The sequence below is a fragment of the Rhizobium terrae genome, from assembly GCF_003425685.1.
GTDB classification, from domain to species: Bacteria; Pseudomonadota; Alphaproteobacteria; order Rhizobiales; family Rhizobiaceae; genus Neorhizobium; species Neorhizobium terrae.
Map to the genome: position 1 here is coordinate 16,479 of NZ_QJKM01000016.1, position 16,493 is coordinate 32,971.

A 16,493-nucleotide genomic window follows, 5' to 3' on the forward strand; every position below is an offset into this window, starting at 1 on the left:
AACAGGAGCAAGACAATGCGAAAGACTTTAGTTTCTCTTCTTGGTTCGGCGATCGTTCTCGCCGCCTGCGGAACGGCTGCCATGGCCGCCGACTTCGAAGTCCGGATGCTCAACAAGGGCAAGGACGGCGCTATGGTGTTCGAACCGAGCTCGCTGAAGATCGCCAAGGGCGATACCGTGACATTCGTTGCGACGGACAAGTCCCATAACGCGGAATCGATCGAAGGCCTGATCCCGGATGGTGCCAAATCCTTCAAGGGTCAGATGAATGAGAGCATCAAGGTCACCTTCGATGTCGAGGGAGCATACGCCGTCAAATGCGCTCCGCATGTCGGCATGGGTATGATCGGCCTGATCGTGGTGGGCAATAACCCGGCCAATCTGGATGCGGTGAAGACGGCCAAACTGCCGAAGAAGGCACGCGAGCGCCTCGACGCAGACATTGCCGCTTCTGGCGTATAAGCCAGCGCCGTAGCGACGGCGGCCTCTCCCCCTCCTCTTGGCCGCCGTCGATAATATCGTATCGTCTATTTTATGCATAAAAGAACCGCCGCCGGCTCGAACAAACGGTTCGTATTCACCTATGCCGGCGAGCGACAATGTCCGCAACGTGCGTGACTGAAGGTCACCTGGCTTCCGACCGGATGCGAAGCCGTCCTTTCAATGAAACGCTTCAGAGTTCCCGCCCGATCGAATCGCCGAGGCGCTCGATTTCCTCGATGATGAAAGATGCGGGATCATCGGCGATTCCGGCCGTCACCATTTCATAAAGCGCCAGGCGTTTGCTCTGCACGTTTCCATCGTGCGGGATGGTCGGCCCGAGACTTGCGTCCCCTGTCGTTCTCCATTCCCTGATCAGCTTCGAAAGCTTCATGGCGTCATCATCATCGAAGGGTTCCATGGCGGATTGTAGGTCAGCTCCACGTCGACCTCCTTCACGCCATGAACCGAGGCGGCGCAGGCCTGGATGGCTTCCCTGAGGAAAGCCGAGGCCGGGCAGCCTTTGGTGGTAGTGGTCATTAATATGTGCGCATCTCCGCCAGCCGTCACTTCTATGAGGTAGATCAGACCCATCTCGACGACGCTGCGTCCCATCTCTGGGTCGATCACCATCGAGAGCTGTTGCCTGACCTGCTCCGCCAGGTTGGTCTGCTCGAGTGTATCAGGCATTGACTGCTCCCGTGCCGACGCGGATCATGATGCGGTAGGCGCTGCCGTCCCGGTCGAAATTGCCCACCCATTGATGGCCCCGGCGTGTCAGCTCCGGAAACAGGAAAACCGGCTCGCGGGCAAGTACCGCGAAGATCACCTCGCCTGCACCGAGCGTCTCCGCCTCGGCAAGAATCCGCTGCATCGGCTCGGGTGGATCGAGGTCGGAGAGGTCGAGCTCGACGGACGGTTCTGCCCAGAGTTCGGGTGAGACCGCATTTTCGGACAGCGCGACTGCTTCCTCCAGGCGGGGCGTGAAGCGGACCTCGAAATCCCCGCCGTCGAGTTCGACGACATCATGATCGAAACCCTTGGCATCCATGACCCGATAGAGTGGCTGCGGCTTGAAGGGCGCAAAGAGCTTCAGCCCCTGACCGGGTTGCAGCGCGCCGACCGCCGTCATGATTGCCTCGAACGGCTCGCCGCCGTTTCTCAGGATGGGCCTGACATCGAGTTCCTTGAATTCCTGGGTCATGATGACCTCCCGTTGAAGCTTGGTAGGAACAGCCGCCGGGCGGCGATGCCCGCCGGCAGCCTGGTCGCGGCCGGAGCCATGGCAAGCCTGCGTGTCTGGACGAATTCGAAGACCAGAGCGCCGACGGCCGCGAGTTGAGCAATTGTAATCCATCTGAACATGTCCGGCATGTCCAGGATCAAGGCGACGGTCGCTGCGGCGGTTGCACCGAAATAGAGCGAGAACCATATCGCGCCGCGCCGCTCGTTGACGAGTTCCTGGACGCGTGGGACGGCCATCCGGCCAAGAACCGGGCCGTAGAACTCCAGCCATGTCATGAATGCCACGATCTTGTAGAGCTGCCCGAGGCCGAGCCCGGTGAGCCAGCCGAAAACGAAGAGATAGGCGACCGGCATCACCATCCCAGCCAGGTTGCCGATCAGTATCGAGGCGGCGAAAAGGACGAAGCACGCGACCAGCATGCCGACCGCCACGAGGCTGGCTATCACGTTCAGCTCAACCGCCTTCCGCTTTCGCTCGCGGTAGATCCAGCGGATATCGAGCGCGTAGAGAAGAACGGCCAGCCCCGCGGCGGCGATCGCTGCGGGAAGCGGCCAGCCCGCCGGCGAACCGGTTCCATCGAGGACGATGCCGCAGATCACCACTGCGAGAGCGCCGGCCATCAGCCAGCCGACCGTTCGGCTCGTTCTCCGTGTCTTTTCCGGTGAAAGCAGGAACATCGCCAGCAGGCGATAACTGACACCGATTGCGGTGATGGTCATCCAGCCGACGAGGCCGAGATAGGCATGCGAGGGTCCTGCCGCGAGTACCAGATCGATCAGGTAAGGATCGCCGGTGAGACCCGAGAGGGGAAGGGTGAAGAGCAGCCCGACGAGGGCCGCGCCGATCAAAGGCAGGCAGCCGAGTATGACGAACTTCGCCGGCAGCGTATATGGCCGGGCGGGTAAGAGAGTGCCGACGACCGTCCAGCAGAGGCTCGTGAATGAACACGTCAGCAGGATGCCTCCGGCGGGAAGCATCCAGGTCCAGAGCGGAGCGACATCGGCCAGCCCCATGAAACCCGTCAACAGCAGAAGAAGCCCGGCCATGGCCGAAAGCAGTATCGGCAGCGCAAGATGGGGAGACCTGAGCTGCCGTGAGGCGATCACCGGCACGAACTGAAGCAGCGATCCTGCAAACAGCTGGGCGAGCCAGCCGATCGCGATCAGATGGACCACCACGAGAGACGCCGGATCATTCATGGGAACCGACGGATATCCGAAACCCGATGCAGTCATTGCCAGCCCGGCGATTAGACAGATCAGTGCCGCCGCGAAATAGGACATCGTCCAGCGGGAGAGGGTGGCGCCGGGCATGGCTCGCTTCTTTCAATGGCCGCAGCAGCAGTCGCAGCCGGAACCCTGCGCCCGCTGGATCTCGACGCGCCAGACATCCGGGCCCTGCTCCAGATATTGCCAATCGAACTGTTCGGGATACCGGCTCTCGATCTGGTAGTGCAGTGGCCGCGGGTCATGGTCGCTCGTGACATGCATGATGCCGCCGGGGACAAGAGCCGTCAGCACGCCGAAAATCTTCGGATGGCGTTCGGCGGGGGCAAGCGTCCTGACGTCGATGGAAGGGATCTCTATTTGCGACATAGTGTGATCTGGACCTTTCAAGCTGGTATTCGGCCTGGCCAATCCCGGCCGCCCTCAAGATTTAGCAGCGGTGCAGGCGAGGAAATTTGCGTCGGGACAAATATTTTGCAGAAACGGGAAGCTGTCGTTGATTTCGCACAAAGAGGGATCGGCCCGGGATCGCTAGATCTTTTCCAAAGTGAACTGGAAAGGCCCCGATATGTCCGAAGCGATAATCGAGAAATACGGCGATGCACGGCTGCCGCGTTATACGAGCTATCCGACGGCTCCGAATTTTACCGCCGATTTCGACGCCGCCGACTATCCGGCCTGGCTCGGGGCACTGCCCGAAGGGCAGCCGACATCGCTCTACATCCACATTCCCTTCTGTCGGTCCATGTGCTGGTATTGCGGCTGTCACACGACCATCACCGAGCGCGACAAGCCGATCCTCGACTACATCGAGATACTGCACCGGGAGATTGAGCTTCTTGGATACGTCAGGAACCATGGCTTCGACGTCGGCGAAATTCACTTTGGCGGCGGCACGCCTACCATCATCAAGCCGGACGAGTTCATCGCGTTGATGGATGCGTTCCGCGGCCGCCTTGGTTTCGCACCGACCGTCGGCACCGCGATCGAAATCGATCCGCGAACATTGACCAGTGAAATGGCAATGGCGCTGGGGGAGTCGGGCGTCACCCGCGCAAGTCTCGGCGTCCAGAGCTTCGATCCCAAAGTCCAGAAGGCGATCAACCGCATTCAGAGCGTCGAGACGACGATGGATGCCGTGGACCACCTTCGACACAACAACATCAACGCGATCAATTTCGATCTCATCTACGGGCTGCCGTTCCAGACCGTCGAATCCTGCGTTGCTACCGTCGATGCGGCCGTCGCAATGCGGCCGGATCGCCTTGCCGTCTTCGGATATGCGCATATCCCGAGCTTCAAGAAGCACCAGCGCCTCATCGATGAGGCTGCACTTCCCGATGCGCGGGAGCGAGCGCGCCAGGCGTCCGCTATCGCCGAGGCTTTGGTGGCAGCAGGTTATGTCAGGATCGGCCTCGATCATTTCGCCCTGCCCGGCGACGACCTCGCCGTGGCACAGACCGAAGGACGGCTGCACCGCAATTTCCAGGGATACACGACGGATGCCTGCGACGCGCTCATCGGGCTCGGTGCATCGTCGATCGGCAGGCTGCCGCAGGGATATATCCAGAACGAGGTACCGCCGGGCCTTTATGCGGGCCGGGTGTCGAAAGGCGAACTGCCGGTCGCCAAGGGTTACCGCCTGACGGCGGAGGACCGCCTGCGCGCCGCAGTGATCGAAAGGCTGATGTGCGATTTCGCGGTGGACGTCGCAGCGCTTGCCGCCGCGCACGGCTTCGACGCCGACCTTCTGCTGCGGGGCAATCAACGGCTCGATGAACTGGCGCGAGATGGCCTGATCGAGCGCCGGGATGGATCCATCCGTGTCTCGGAGGATCAGCGGTTCATCGTCAGGGCCGCGGCGTCCGCCTTCGATGCCTACCTCAACAAGAGCGGCAGGTCGTTCAGCAGGGCCGCATAGGCGCGGAGAGAAATAGGGTGCGGAGCGAGATGGAGGTCCGGCCGTCCGCCGGGCCGGACCTCCGCGCGGCCGGGAACCCTTATCCCGTCAGGCCGCGATAGATGGCGGGCAGGGCCGCCGGCAGCTTCGAGATGTTTCCCACGACCGCATAACCGTTGCGGCCGAACATCGTTGGCAGATAGGATTTCGCGTCCTTGTCCACCGTCACGGCGAACACATTGATGCCGAGACGTCTGGCTTCCTGGACGGCGCGGCGGCTGTCTTCCATCGCGAAACGACCTTCGTAGTGATCGATGTCGTTGGGCTTTCCGTCGGTCAGCACCAGCAGCAACCGTGTCCGGTTCGGGCGTTTCCCAAGATCGGCCGTCGCGTGCCGCAGGGCGGCGCCGAGGCGGGTGTAATATCCGGGCTTCAGGCCGGCGATCCGGTCCTCGACCGCCGGAGACAAGCGCTCTTCGAAGTCTTTAACGGTCTCAACCCGCACCCAGGATCGCCGGCGGGAAGTGAAGGTCAAGATCGAGTGGTCCGTCCCGCAGGCGGTCAGCCCCTGCGAGAAGACGAGCAGCGCTTCCTTTTCGACATCCAGAACCCGCCGGTTGTCGATCCATGCGTCGGTCGAGAGAGAGACGTCGACGAGAATGCTGACGGCGAGATCCGGTGTATGTGGCCGGCTTGCGACGTGGATGCGGTCCGTTGCCTGTCCTCCGGCAAGAAGGTCGGTCCGGCGGCGCACGACGGCGTCGAGATCGAGTTCCACGCCGTCGAGCTGCGACTTCAGGAGTTCCTGACGGGGGCGCAGGACCTCGAACTGCTTGCGCACTTTTCTCACCAGCGCCCTGGTGTCTTCCGACAGATCGAGATGGTCGCCGCCGGCCGGCGCCGGGACGGCGAGAACCCGGCAATGGTTCTTCAGATAGGCGATTTTCCGGTAGTCCCATTCCGGATAGGTCAGTTCCGCGGCAATCTCCTCGAGGTCGATCATTTCGGGTGGAAGGTCGAGGTCGAAGCGGAAACGGGAGGAGGGGCGTTCCTTCCGGCGCCCCAACACCAATTCGTCGAGATCCTCGGCGGCCTTGCCGTCTTCCTCGGGCTTGTCGTCGGTCGGCCGGTCGACGTTGACCATTTCTGCGATGGCCAGAATTTTCTCGAAGCGGTTGAGGATGAAGAGGCTCCGCTCGGAGCGCCTTTCGTCTTCCCGTTCCCGCTGGGCGCTGAATCTCCGTTTTTCGGCCGGGGCCTGTGGATCGCCAAGCGGCGCTTCCGTGTCGTCGGCCGAAGAACTGCCTTCCTCTTGAGGGAAGAATTCCGGCCAGAGCGGCACGTCCATCATCGGTTGATAGCCGGGAGGGGCATGGCGCGGAAAGATCGCGCTCGGCGTGTCGTCCGGCAGGCCGGCTCCTGCTCGCAGAAGGCTGCCGATCCGGCTCTCCAGCAGTCGTTCGACCGATGGAAGCGTGCCGCGGCGGCGCTCGGCAAGGGTTGCCTGGCACAGGTTCCGGTAGGTCGGCCGGAGGCCGGGAAATGCCGCAAGCGCCACCTCTACATTGAAGGCCGCCATATGCAGCCGCTCGATGTCCCTCGCCAGGAGGTCCGCCGCGGCAGGTCGGGCTTCGGGCAATGTGGCAATCGCCGCCGTCAGCCAGATGTAGAGCGCCCTGTTCAGGCCGCGGTCGGGAAAGAAGTCGATGACCTCCGGGAGCATCGCCCGGGCGAAATCCCGCCCCGGGCGGGCGATGCGCTCCTCGCCGAGCCCCACCAGCTGGCGAAGCTTCAGGCGATGTTTCGACGTGCGCTGGTGGGCCGACACGAGCTGAACCGCATGATCGCCCCCGAAACCCCGGAAGCAGGATGCGAGGACCGATTTCATCTCGTTGAGCGCTACCGCTTTGTCGGGATAGCGCGGCATGCTGCGCGTCTGGCCGACCAGGCGATGCCAAGCCTTGCCGACGGTTTCTTCTAGCTCGAGAAAATCCAGCATCAGAGCACCTCAGGCAACGACGGCGTTCGCCACTTCGATCAGCGCCGTGCGCACATCGGGATCGTCGGTCAGCGGTTCGATCAGTGCCGCCCGGATCGCCTCTCGCGGGCTGAGCCCGCCTTCGATGAGCGAGGCGCAATAAACGAGCAGCCGTGTCGAAACGCCCTCTTCCAGGTCATGTCCCTTGAGGGCGCGCAGGCGGTGGGCAAGCGTTACCAGCGGCACGACGTGGCGTTCGGAAAGACCGCTTTCCGTGGCGACGATCGCAACCTCCTGTTCCCGGGGAAGGAAGTCGAACTCGATGGCGACGAAGCGCTGCTTGGTCGAAGGTTTCAGCGCCTTGAGGATGTTCTGATAGCCGGGGTTATAGGAAACGACCAGCATGAATTCCTTCGGCGCCTCCAGCACTTCCCCCGTTCGTTCCAGCGGCAGGATACGGCGGTCGTCTGTCAGCGGGTGAATGACGACGGCGACGTCCTTCCTCGCCTCGACGATTTCGTCGAGATAGCAGATGCCTCCGCCGCGCACCGACTTCGTCAAAGGTCCGTCGACCCAGACGGTTTCGCCGCCTTTCAGGAGGAAACGGCCCGTCAGATCGGCCGCGGCCAGATCGTCATGGCATGAGACCGTCGCAAGCGGCAACCCGAGCCGCTCCGCCATATGGGAGACGAAGCGGGTCTTTCCGCAACCCGTCGGACCTTTCAGGAGCAGCGGAAGCTGCCGTTTCCAGGCCATCTCGAACAGTTGGCATTCGTTGCCCGCTGGAATGTAGTGGGGGATCAGTCCGGCCTCGGCCGGCTTTATTGGAGAAATCATGGTCATCGGAATGTCCTTGATCGTGAAGAGAGGAGAAAGGCGGCTCCGCCGTGAAGACGGAGCCGCTGCGGATCATTCGGCGGGTTGAACGCTCGTAGTGCCGGCGGGGTGGCGCTCACGTCCCGGTACGAACAGGGCCCAGAGGAACATCAGCGCCGAGAGAAGGACGAAGACGCCCGATCCCAGGCGGATCCAGTAGAAGATCGCCAGCTGGTCCTGGACATCCATGTAGCCTTCGCCCAGCACGCGCTGCAGATGGACCTGAAGGACGCCCGCGAAGGTCAGCGCGAAGGTCATGACGGACATGGCCGTGCACATAATCCAGAAGCTGACGATCGAAAGCCACTGGTTGTACGGGCTTCGGCCGCGAAGTTCCGGCACCGCGTAGGCCATGACGGCGAGATTCAGCATCACGTAGGCGCCGAAGAAGGCGAGATGGCCGTGAGCCGCGGTGACCTGCGTGCCGTGGGTATAGTAGTTGACCGACGACAGCGTGTGCAGGAAACCCCAGACGCCGGCGCCGAAGAAGGCCATGACCGAGCAGCCGATCGACCAGAGGAGTGCGGCCCGGTTCGGGTGCTTGCGACCTGCCTTCCAAGTCATCACGAAGGTGAAGATGACCATGGTGAAGAAGGGCGCGACTTCGAGCGTTGAGAAGAGCGAGCCGATCCACTGCCAGTAGCCGGGGGCGCCGATCCAGTAGAAGTGGTGGCCGGTGCCGAGAATGCCGGAGAAGAGGGCAAGGCCGACGATCACATAGAGCCACTTCTCGACCACTTCGCGGTCGATGCCGTTCAGCTTGATCATCAGGAATGCCAAGACCGAGGCCATGATCAGTTCCCAGACGCCTTCGACCCACAGATGGACGACATACCACCAGTACATCTTGTCGAGTGCGAGGTTGGCCGGATTGTAGAAGGCGAACAGGAAGAAGATCGCCACGCCCCAGAGGCCGAAGATCAGGATGTTGGTGACGACGGTCTTGCGGCCCTTGAGCACGGTCAGCGTCACGTTGAACAGGAACATCAGCGCGACGACGACGATGCCCACCTTGATCACGAACGGCTGTTCGAGAAACTCGCGGCCTTCATGGATCTTGAACATATATCCAACCACGGCGATCGCAGCCGCGACAAGGAAGATCCAGAACTGGGCGATCGCCAGTTTCGGGCTGAAAAGCTCGGTTTCCGCCTCTTCGGGCAGGAGATAGTAGGTAGAGCCCATGAAGCCGATCAGCAGCCAGACGATCAGCGCGTTGGTGTGGATCATCCGCACGACGTTGAAGGGCAGCAGTTCCGAAAGCGTGTTCGGCAGGACATAGATCGTGCCGGCGAGCACACCGAACAGGACCTGGGCGATGAACAGGCCGAGCGCGCCGTAGAAATACAGCATCGCGACCTTCTGGGTTTGATACTTCATGTTTTTTTCCCTTCCCTTGAGATCAGCCGGCATCGTTCGGCGGCCAGTTCTGGGTCTTGATCGTGCTGGTCCATTCGAGGAAGTCGGCCAGATCGTCGAGTTCCTGTTCCGTCAGGTTGAACTGCGGCATCTGTCGCCGTCCCTCAATGCCGGTCGGCTGTGCGGCCATCCAGGCCTTCAGCGTCGAACGGGCCGTGTCCGGATCGGTGTCGCCGCCCCAGCGCTTCCACACATTGCCCAGTTCAGGGGCGAAATAGGCACCTTCCCCGAGCAGCGTGTGGCAGTTGATACAGGAGTTCTTCTCCCAGACGTGTTTGCCGCGCGCGACGGAATCCGAGAGCTTGGCCTCGTTCGTGGATGTGGTGCGCATGTAATAGTGGCTGTGGGCGGTAAGCCCGAGAAAGATTGCGAAGAAGAACGCGGAGCCGCCGTAAAAGACGTTGCGTGCCCCGGTCTTTGTGAGGCGTTCTGCCATCCTCATGTCCCCTTTGTGCGGATGCCTTGCGGGTTGTTGCAGGGTCCGGCCGACGAGAAGGCGGACGATGACCCGTGAACTTTTATGAGGGGATTCCGGGAAGCGTTCTTTGCGATTTACCAAACAAAAAAGCGGTGGCTCGCAAGCGCGCCATTTAAAGGAATGTATGTTTTGGCTTACCAATGTAGGCGCAAGGCAGGGATGAACCGGTTGAGTTCAGCCAAACTGATGGAAAGATATGCAGCGAACGGGCTTAGAGAACGGCCGCCAGCACGACCTTGCCGAGCGAGAGGGCGGAGAAGAAGGCCGGCCAGATCATCAGGGCGCGGGCGAGGTTGGGGCGCATCCCCCGCAGGCCCATGAAGTCGAGCACGATGAGCCTTATCTTCGCAATGGTGAGGGCAAGGATGACGGCAAGCGCTAGTACCGGTATCACCTCGTGCTTCCATTGCGCCGCAATCAATGCGCCGACGATGCCGAGCATCATCACCCAATTGGCGCTGCCGAAGAGTTTCGAGCTTTCCATATGCGTCTCCTTTGGCCTAGCTCAGGTAGATCAGGGGAAACATCACCAGCCAGACGATGTCGATGACATGCCAGACGGTCGTCAGTGTGACGATCGTCGAGCGTTCGGGCCGGATCGCCGCCCATAGGAAGAGAAGGCCCACGAAGGCGACGTGCGCGAGGTGAAAACCGGTGATGAGGAAGTAGAGCTCGAAGAAGACCTGCAGGTTCGCGTCCCCCGTCGCCGCCCATTCGGTGCTGTATTCGGCAAACTTCAGAATGACGAACAGCAAACCCAGGAGTGCCGTGCCGAGCAGGAAAAGACGTTGCCGGCGCGGCTTCCCATGCGAGCTGGCGGCAAGCGCCGCCTGCCAGCTGCTGGCCAGCAGCACGACGGTGTTGAACCCTGCCAGCCTCGGCGCGAGGTGGAGCTTTGCAAGCTCAAAGCTCTCCGGATGCAGCATGGACATGACGACATAGCCGGTCAGCAGGATCCCGAAAGCCGCGAGCTCGCCCCAGACGAGCACCCAGAGAAGAAGGTCACCGCCTTCGTCCCGCTCTTCGCTAGTCGAGATCGCCGCCATTCAGATGTCTCCGATAGTCTTCCGCAACGGAAGATGGAGGCAATGCCGACGCCGCTCTTTGTCATATCGCAAAGAAACGGCAGATAGAGGGTTTAGGATGGAGGGCAAACCGAGGATTTGTCATGTCTGATGCACAAGCCGGCCTTCTCATGGCCGCTCCGATCATTGTCATATTCGCCATAGCCCTGAAGCGGATGGGCGTCCTGCAGGGCTACAGTTCGTTCGCCGCCGTCGTCTTTTCCGTCGCCATTGCGGGCGTTCTCTTCTGGCAACAGTAAGCAGCCCCCATGGCACAGTTTCTGCTGGCTTTTGCGGCCTTCATCGCCTTGCAAACATCCGCGGCACGCTGATCGGTTGGGTAGGGCACGGCACCTATATCGCCGCCTATTCCGTCGTCTCCACGGCGGCTTTGGCCTGGCTCTTCCTGTCCGCTCTCAACCTCGACTACGTGGAAATCTGGCAACCCAGGCCGTGGCAGGCGTGGGTTGCCTTCGCGCTTTGCCCGACGGGGTTCTTCCTGGTCCTGGCCGGCCTGTTCAGCCGGAACCCCTTCTCGATCTCGTTCAGGAAGGGAAGGGAGCCGGACGCAATCGTGGCTCTTACCCGCCATCCGGTTCTATGGGGCTTTCTCTGCTGGTCGGTCGGGCATATTCCTCCCAATGGCGATCTGCGCTCGTTGCTTCTCTTCGGAGGATTCGCACTGTTTTCCGCCGGTGGGCTGTTCATGCTCGAAAAGCGGGCGCGTCGGACGTTTGGCCCTACCTGGCCGTCGGCCTCGTTACAGACTTCGGTGTTTCCGTTCGCTGCGGTGATGAGGGGCGCAAACCGGCTGAGGATCGATATGCCGATGGCTGCGACGCTGCTCTGCACCGTCCTATTGCTCGTCTGGCTTCTCGGCGGTGGCCATGCCGTTTTGTTGGGGGCCGATCCGTTCCTTTTCCTTCGAGCCTGACCTCGATCTGGCCTGCGGCTCCAGCCGGCGTTTTGTTTGCTCAGGCTCCCCCATGCGCTATATCACGGGCGCGAGCCACCCAGGCGGCGCCTTCCCGCGCATGATGAAAACCATTCGACAACGGAGCCGCCGGATAGATATCGCGCAGCTGGACGATTGCCTCGTCCGCCCCGAGCATACCGTCGAGCACCGCGCGATAGAGCCCGGCAATCGCCACCATGTCGCAGTCCTGCGGCGACAGCCGGAGTGCCGAAACGCCGCAGGCGGCGAGGTCGACGAGTTCGCCCAGAAGGGCCTGGCAGGTGTGGGACACGGTCTGTACGCCGTTCAGGACCAGGAAGGATTGCCGGTCGAGCGTCTTCACCGGCAGGCCGTCCGGGTCGTCCCCGCAGACGAACTGGCAATTGTCCTTGATCTTGCCCTTGGACCTGGCATGCGCGCATCGCGCGGAGATGGCGAGCGGCATGCGCCCGAAGGCGAAGACCTCGAAGGCGATGCCGGGCGCATCGGCGACGATCGTCTCGACCGACGTGAAGGGCAGTTCGGGCGGCAGGCAGATCCTGGTCGCTCCGCGGCTGGCGAGCAGCCGGGCCGTCGGCGCGTTGTAGACGTTGACCAGCGGACCGATATCGTGAGGCTTGCCGTTCAGCAGTCCAAGCGCGGAGAGGTCGTTGGCCTCGATCATGTGCTCGCTGTCGGCGACGAGTTCGCGGATCTGGCGGTTCTCCCGTTCCAGGGTGACGAGCGACAGCGTCGACAGGACCACCGTCTTGCCGGCGGCTTCCAATCTCTCGATCACCTCGGCGAGATGCGGTTCGATAAAATGCTGGCGCTTGGAACAGACGGTTTCGCCGATCACCACCCGGTCTACCGGTGCCTCGTCGGCGATACGGAAATGGAAGTCCCGCCATTTGGGACCATCCCAGAGATAATAGACGGGTCCCATCGTCAGGGAGGGCGAGGTTCCATGGTGGCTCATGATCATCTCCAGCGCTTCTCATAGGCGCCGGACGTCGTCTTCTGGCCTTCGCTGAGACCGCGCAGGCGCGTCAGAAGAGCGGTTCGCTGCGCTGGGCTGGCCGACAGGGCCTTTTTCAGGGTCGAGACGACTTCGGCGACATAGGCCTTGCCCCGCTGGCGGCCCTCGATCTTCAGCGCACTGACGCCTGCTGCCGAAAGCGCGTCGATCTCGCTCATCACATCGAGGGAAACCGGATCCTCGAATGCGTAGGCGGGGCTGTCGGCAATGTCGAAACGGCCCTTACACAGGGTGGGATAACCGGCCGCCTCGCCGGCAGGGAAACGGTTGATCGTGTAGTCTCCAAGTTCGGAGACCAATTCCTTGCCCTCCTGACGATAGCGCACGTGGCTTGCCGGCGAGCATACGCCGTTCATGTTCGGCGACTTTCCTGTCGCATAGGAGGAAAGCGAACAGCGGCCCTCGGCCATGACGCAGAGCCCGCCGAACACGAAGACCTCGATCTCGCAGCGGATCTGCGGCGCGATGCGGGCGATGTCCGCAATGGTCAGCGTTCGCGGCAGGACGACCCTTTTGGCATGGAAGGCATCGACCAGGAAGTTGATCGCATCGACGTTCGAAGCGGAAGCCTGGACCGAGACGTGCAGCCGCTGTTGCGGATAGTGTTCCGCAACATGCGCCATCAGCCCGAAATCCGCTAGAATCAGCGCATCGGCCTTGAGGGCAACGGCATCCGCGGCAGCGCGGTACCAGATCTCCTCGTCCCCGGCGCGCATGAAGGTATTGAGCGCGACGAAGGTCTGCGTGCCATGCCGGCGGGCATAGGCGATCGCCTCGCGCAGTTCGTCGCGGCTGAAATTGAGGCCGGGAAAATTGCGGGCATTGGTTTCGTCGCGGAAGCCGCAATAGACCGCGTTGGCGCCTGCATCGACGGCCTCGCGAAAGGCTGCCGGCGTTCCGGCTGGACAGATCAGTTCCATGGCGAGGTCTCGTCGGTCAGCGCGCGGCGCCGGATATCCTGCGCCACCCTTCCGAAGAATGGCGCAAGGGGGCCGGCAAGCGTCGACAGATCGCGCGGCAGGTCGATGTCGGCGCCGTCGAGTGCATTGCGCATCGCAAGCATGGCCTCCATGTCGCCGGTGACGGAAAGGTCGCGCGAGAAGAACAGAGCGTCGGCATCGCATCTGCCTTCGAGCAAGGAGAGCAGCAGGAAGAGCGGACCTTCGACCGAGGCATCGACCGGGCTCGGAATTGCCGGCTTTCGCGTGACGCGGATGGAAAGTGCCGCCGGCTCGACCGTGAAGGCGAGCGGCAGATCGCTCGGAAGAAAGGCGAATCGTTTTGTCTTGTGCTCGCCCAGCCGTTCGAAAAGGTCCGGATGCTTCTTCAGCACGCGTCGGAACAGCATTCCTGTCGCTCGTTCGATCGCTGGAAGCGGCATGTAGTTCAAGGGAAAAGCGAGCAAGCGGGGAAATTCCATATTCAAGCATCCTGCTGAAATGCAGGGCACACGCTATCGGCTGCGAGGGCGGTCGTGTTTGAGCTGGCGCAAAGACGAGCGGTAGTTCCGTGCGGTCTCTTCGGTAGATCGCCGATTTGTCGATGGGTCTGCCCGCGGCACGGTTGCGTGCCTCTTTGCGATACATCAAAGAGGCGAGGGCGCGATGATGATAGGATGACTGTGCCGGGAATGAATTGCGGCATCTCGGCATGACGCCGGCCTCGATCGGAACCGTCGTCTAATGCGCTTGTCTGATGTCGCAATCACCAAGAGAATCCTGCTCTCGGTCTGCATTCCGCTTCTTCTTGCCATCTGGCTTTCCTATGAGAGAATCGATAGCGACCTGACCGTCTATCGCAATGCCGCGTATCTGACCGATGTGACCGAATATATCTCCAACATCGGCGAAGCCGTTCATCGGCTGCAGGCCGAGCGCGGAGGAAGCGCGACGGCGCTGAGCGGGAAGGCCACCGACATCGGCAAACGCCTGGAGAAAGTGCGGCTCGATTCCGATCAATGGATTGCGATCGTTACACAATCGGCTGTTGGCGGCATGACCGTGTCGCGCGAGGATCTTCAGGCGCTTGGCGAATTTCGTCGGAAGGTCGATGAAGCCCGCGTATCTTCGGATGAAAGCGGTGCGTTCTATACCCGCCTGATCTCACAGTTTCTTGCAATTCCGCGCGCTTTGGCTGTCCGCAACGCCGACAGCGAATTCGGGCCGGAACTTGCCGCCTACAACCAGCTCTCCCAGGCCAAGGAATTCGCCGGGCAGGAGCGGGCGCTCGGCAATGCTGCGATCTCGTCCAGGCATATCGATGCCGCCAAGCTTCTGAAGCTCTCGCTCCTTTACGGCAGCCAGTCGAGCCTTCTCGACGGATTCAAGGTGAATTACCCCTTTCTGGCCCAGGATATGGATGCCGTCCGCACGGATGGCGACACGCCCTTCGCGTCGATGCGCCAGCGGCTGCTGAGCTCCGGTGCCGATGCTGACTTATCGGGTTGGAATGCGGCGGAATGGCACACAGCAGCAACCGAACGCATCAATCGTCTTAGGATGATCGAGGAGAAGGCGCTGACATTCCTGCGGGAAGAGGCAGCCGACCTGGCAGGGCGCGAACTGAAGATCCTGGTGACGACGGGATCGATTTTGGCAGCCGCATTTGCGGCGGCACTTACGCTTTCGACGGTGATCGGCTTCGGCGTGGTTCGCCCGCTGCAAAAACTCACTGCAGCCGTAGAGCGACTGGCTGGAGGTGACGTCGGCGAGGCCTCGGTTACAGTCGACCGCAAGGATGAGATCGGAGCGCTCGCTCTTGCGGTGCGTCACGCGGTCGAGGCGGCCAAGCGGCGGGCGGAACTCGAGCACCAGGAGCAGATGCACCGCACGGCGGAGCGCCGGAAGGAAGCCGAGGCAATCGAACGGGAGCGTGCGGCTCGTTCCGCTGAACTCGAACTCGCGCTCGGGCAGCTGGACCATGGATTGAAGGCCTTGGCCGACGGCAATCTGCGCCATCGCATAACCCGGGAACTGGCGTCCAATCTGGAGCCGCTCCGGCTCACTTATAACCAGTCGATCGAAACATTGGAAAACCTGGTATTTCTTGCCGGCAGCAATGCCAAGTCGATTAACCTTGCCTGTGCGGATCTGCATGACGCCGCCGACGACCTCGCCAGTCGTACCGCCGGCCAGGCCGCCGCGCTGGAGCAGGCCGCAGCGGCGCTGGAGGAAGTGGCAACGGCCGTAAGGATGTCGGCCGGTGGCGCCGAGGAAGCGAAAAAGTCGGTCGGCATCGCCAATGCCGACACGTCACAAGCGGCCAGGATCGTTGCCGACACGATTGCTGCGATGCAGGAGATTTCCAAATCGTCCGATCAGATCGGGCAGATCATCGGAGTTATCGATGACATCGCGTTCCAGACAAATCTGCTTGCCCTCAATGCAGGCGTTGAAGCGGCTCGTGCCGGAGAGGCCGGAAAGGGATTTGCGGTCGTAGCTCAGGAGGTACGAGAGCTTGCTCAACGCTCCGCGACGGCCGCCCGGGAGATCAAGGTTCTGGTCGCGAGCGCTTCCAGAGACGTTTCCGGCGGCGTTGCGCTTGTCGGGCAGGCCGGCGTCGCATTGGACGGCATCGAACAGCACGTCCGGATGATCAATCAGCAGGTTTTAGGGATCGTGCAATCCTCGGCCGAACAATCCGTTGCGCTTGCGGAAATCGCCTCGACGATCAGTCAGCTCGACCAGATCACCCAGCAGAATGCCTCGATGGTGGAACAGACGAACGCGGCCACGCAGTCGCTGGCAGGCGAGACGGAGAAGCTGCGGACACAGCTCGGCGCATTTCAGACCACGGAAACCGGCATTGGCACGAAAAGGCGTGCTGCGGCGTAAGGACACCGCAGCTCAGGGGA

At 61.8% G+C, this 16,493-nt stretch carries 19 protein-coding genes; 5 read left to right on the forward strand and 14 right to left on the reverse strand.

Going from position 1 to position 16,493, the window contains the following annotated elements; all coding sequences use genetic code 11:
• Positions 1 to 15: 15 nt before the first annotated feature.
• On the forward strand, positions 16 to 462 hold the full coding sequence (locus tag DMO26_RS25770; RefSeq protein WP_117195185.1) for a pseudoazurin: 447 nt from the start codon (positions 16 to 18) through the stop codon (positions 460 to 462).
• Between the two features lie 211 nt (positions 463 to 673).
• Here DMO26_RS25770 and DMO26_RS25775 read toward each other — a convergent pair whose 3' ends face one another.
• The 5 genes from DMO26_RS25775 to DMO26_RS25795 are packed head-to-tail and all read right to left on the reverse strand — an operon-like array spanning position 674 to position 3,321.
• Positions 674 to 874 (reverse strand): hypothetical protein, encoded by a 201-nt coding sequence (locus DMO26_RS25775; RefSeq protein ID WP_117195187.1) that lies wholly within the window; start codon positions 872 to 874, stop codon positions 674 to 676.
• Entirely contained in the window at positions 871 to 1,170 is a 300-nt protein-coding gene (locus tag DMO26_RS25780) for a metal-sulfur cluster assembly factor (RefSeq protein ID WP_117195189.1), read from the reverse strand. Before DMO26_RS25780 ends, DMO26_RS25775 begins: the two co-directional genes overlap by 4 nt.
• Positions 1,163 to 1,684: a DUF2249 domain-containing protein gene (locus tag DMO26_RS25785; RefSeq protein WP_117195191.1), complete on the reverse strand. Its 522-nt coding sequence runs from the start codon at positions 1,682 to 1,684 to the stop codon at positions 1,163 to 1,165. Before DMO26_RS25785 ends, DMO26_RS25780 begins: the two co-directional genes overlap by 8 nt.
• Positions 1,681 to 3,039 (reverse strand): hypothetical protein, encoded by a 1,359-nt coding sequence (locus tag DMO26_RS25790; RefSeq protein WP_117195193.1) that lies wholly within the window; start codon positions 3,037 to 3,039, stop codon positions 1,681 to 1,683. Before DMO26_RS25790 ends, DMO26_RS25785 begins: the two co-directional genes overlap by 4 nt.
• Before the next feature lie 12 nt (positions 3,040 to 3,051).
• Positions 3,052 to 3,321 carry a DUF2249 domain-containing protein gene (locus DMO26_RS25795; protein WP_117195195.1) on the reverse strand — a complete coding sequence of 90 codons (270 nt, stop codon included), beginning with the start codon at positions 3,319 to 3,321 and terminating at the stop codon, positions 3,052 to 3,054.
• Positions 3,322 to 3,520: 199 nt separating this feature from the next.
• Between DMO26_RS25795 and hemN the strand changes: the two genes are divergently transcribed.
• Complete coding sequence (gene hemN / locus DMO26_RS25800) at positions 3,521 to 4,873, forward strand: oxygen-independent coproporphyrinogen III oxidase (protein ID WP_117195197.1); 1,353 nt, start codon at positions 3,521 to 3,523, stop codon at positions 4,871 to 4,873.
• Between the two features lie 79 nt (positions 4,874 to 4,952).
• Here hemN and DMO26_RS25805 read toward each other — a convergent pair whose 3' ends face one another.
• The 6 genes from DMO26_RS25805 to DMO26_RS25830 all read right to left on the reverse strand — a co-directional run bounded on the left by DMO26_RS25805 (position 4,953) and on the right by DMO26_RS25830 (position 10,649).
• Positions 4,953 to 6,851 carry a nitric oxide reductase activation protein NorD gene (locus tag DMO26_RS25805; RefSeq protein ID WP_117195199.1) on the reverse strand — a complete coding sequence of 633 codons (1,899 nt, stop codon included), beginning with the start codon at positions 6,849 to 6,851 and terminating at the stop codon, positions 4,953 to 4,955.
• Positions 6,852 to 6,860: 9 nt separating this feature from the next.
• Positions 6,861 to 7,667: a CbbQ/NirQ/NorQ/GpvN family protein gene (locus DMO26_RS25810; protein ID WP_226951425.1), complete on the reverse strand. Its 807-nt coding sequence runs from the start codon at positions 7,665 to 7,667 to the stop codon at positions 6,861 to 6,863.
• A 72-nt stretch (positions 7,668 to 7,739) separates the two neighbouring features.
• Positions 7,740 to 9,086 (reverse strand): cbb3-type cytochrome c oxidase subunit I, encoded by a 1,347-nt coding sequence (locus DMO26_RS25815; protein WP_117195203.1) that lies wholly within the window; start codon positions 9,084 to 9,086, stop codon positions 7,740 to 7,742.
• Between the two features lie 22 nt (positions 9,087 to 9,108).
• Complete coding sequence (locus DMO26_RS25820; protein ID WP_117195205.1) at positions 9,109 to 9,561, reverse strand: c-type cytochrome; 453 nt, start codon at positions 9,559 to 9,561, stop codon at positions 9,109 to 9,111.
• Positions 9,562 to 9,814: 253 nt separating this feature from the next.
• On the reverse strand, positions 9,815 to 10,087 hold the full coding sequence (locus tag DMO26_RS25825) for a cytochrome C oxidase subunit IV family protein (protein WP_117195207.1): 273 nt from the start codon (positions 10,085 to 10,087) through the stop codon (positions 9,815 to 9,817).
• Positions 10,088 to 10,103: 16 nt separating this feature from the next.
• Positions 10,104 to 10,649, reverse strand: a complete 546-nt coding sequence (locus DMO26_RS25830) for a cytochrome c oxidase subunit 3 (protein WP_117195209.1) — start codon at positions 10,647 to 10,649, stop codon at positions 10,104 to 10,106.
• A gap of 122 nt (positions 10,650 to 10,771) precedes the next feature.
• Between DMO26_RS25830 and DMO26_RS33865 the strand changes: the two genes are divergently transcribed.
• Both DMO26_RS33865 and DMO26_RS25835 read left to right on the forward strand, forming a co-directional pair.
• Entirely contained in the window at positions 10,772 to 10,927 is a 156-nt protein-coding gene (locus DMO26_RS33865) for a hypothetical protein (protein ID WP_162895060.1), read from the forward strand.
• Positions 10,928 to 10,983: 56 nt separating this feature from the next.
• Positions 10,984 to 11,601: an NnrU family protein gene (locus tag DMO26_RS25835; protein ID WP_404947086.1), complete on the forward strand. Its 618-nt coding sequence runs from the start codon at positions 10,984 to 10,986 to the stop codon at positions 11,599 to 11,601.
• 40 nt (positions 11,602 to 11,641) lie between these two features.
• On the opposite strand, the gene ubiV is transcribed toward DMO26_RS25835, so the two are convergent.
• Genes ubiV through ubiT form a run of 3 tightly spaced genes read right to left on the reverse strand, consistent with a single transcriptional unit; the run spans position 11,642 to position 14,060 of the window.
• Positions 11,642 to 12,580 carry a ubiquinone anaerobic biosynthesis protein UbiV gene (gene ubiV / locus DMO26_RS25840; RefSeq protein WP_117195296.1) on the reverse strand — a complete coding sequence of 313 codons (939 nt, stop codon included), beginning with the start codon at positions 12,578 to 12,580 and terminating at the stop codon, positions 11,642 to 11,644.
• A 2-nt stretch (positions 12,581 to 12,582) separates the two neighbouring features.
• A complete protein-coding gene (gene ubiU / locus DMO26_RS25845; protein WP_117195211.1) occupies positions 12,583 to 13,560 on the reverse strand; it encodes a ubiquinone anaerobic biosynthesis protein UbiU in 978 nt (325 codons plus the stop codon).
• Positions 13,551 to 14,060 carry a ubiquinone anaerobic biosynthesis accessory factor UbiT gene (gene ubiT / locus DMO26_RS25850; protein ID WP_117195213.1) on the reverse strand — a complete coding sequence of 170 codons (510 nt, stop codon included), beginning with the start codon at positions 14,058 to 14,060 and terminating at the stop codon, positions 13,551 to 13,553. The genes ubiU and ubiT overlap by 10 nt, the downstream gene beginning before the upstream one ends.
• Positions 14,061 to 14,322: 262 nt before the next feature.
• Between ubiT and DMO26_RS25855 the strand changes: the two genes are divergently transcribed.
• Complete coding sequence (locus DMO26_RS25855; RefSeq protein ID WP_117195215.1) at positions 14,323 to 16,473, forward strand: methyl-accepting chemotaxis protein; 2,151 nt, start codon at positions 14,323 to 14,325, stop codon at positions 16,471 to 16,473.
• Positions 16,474 to 16,493 lie beyond the last annotated feature (20 nt).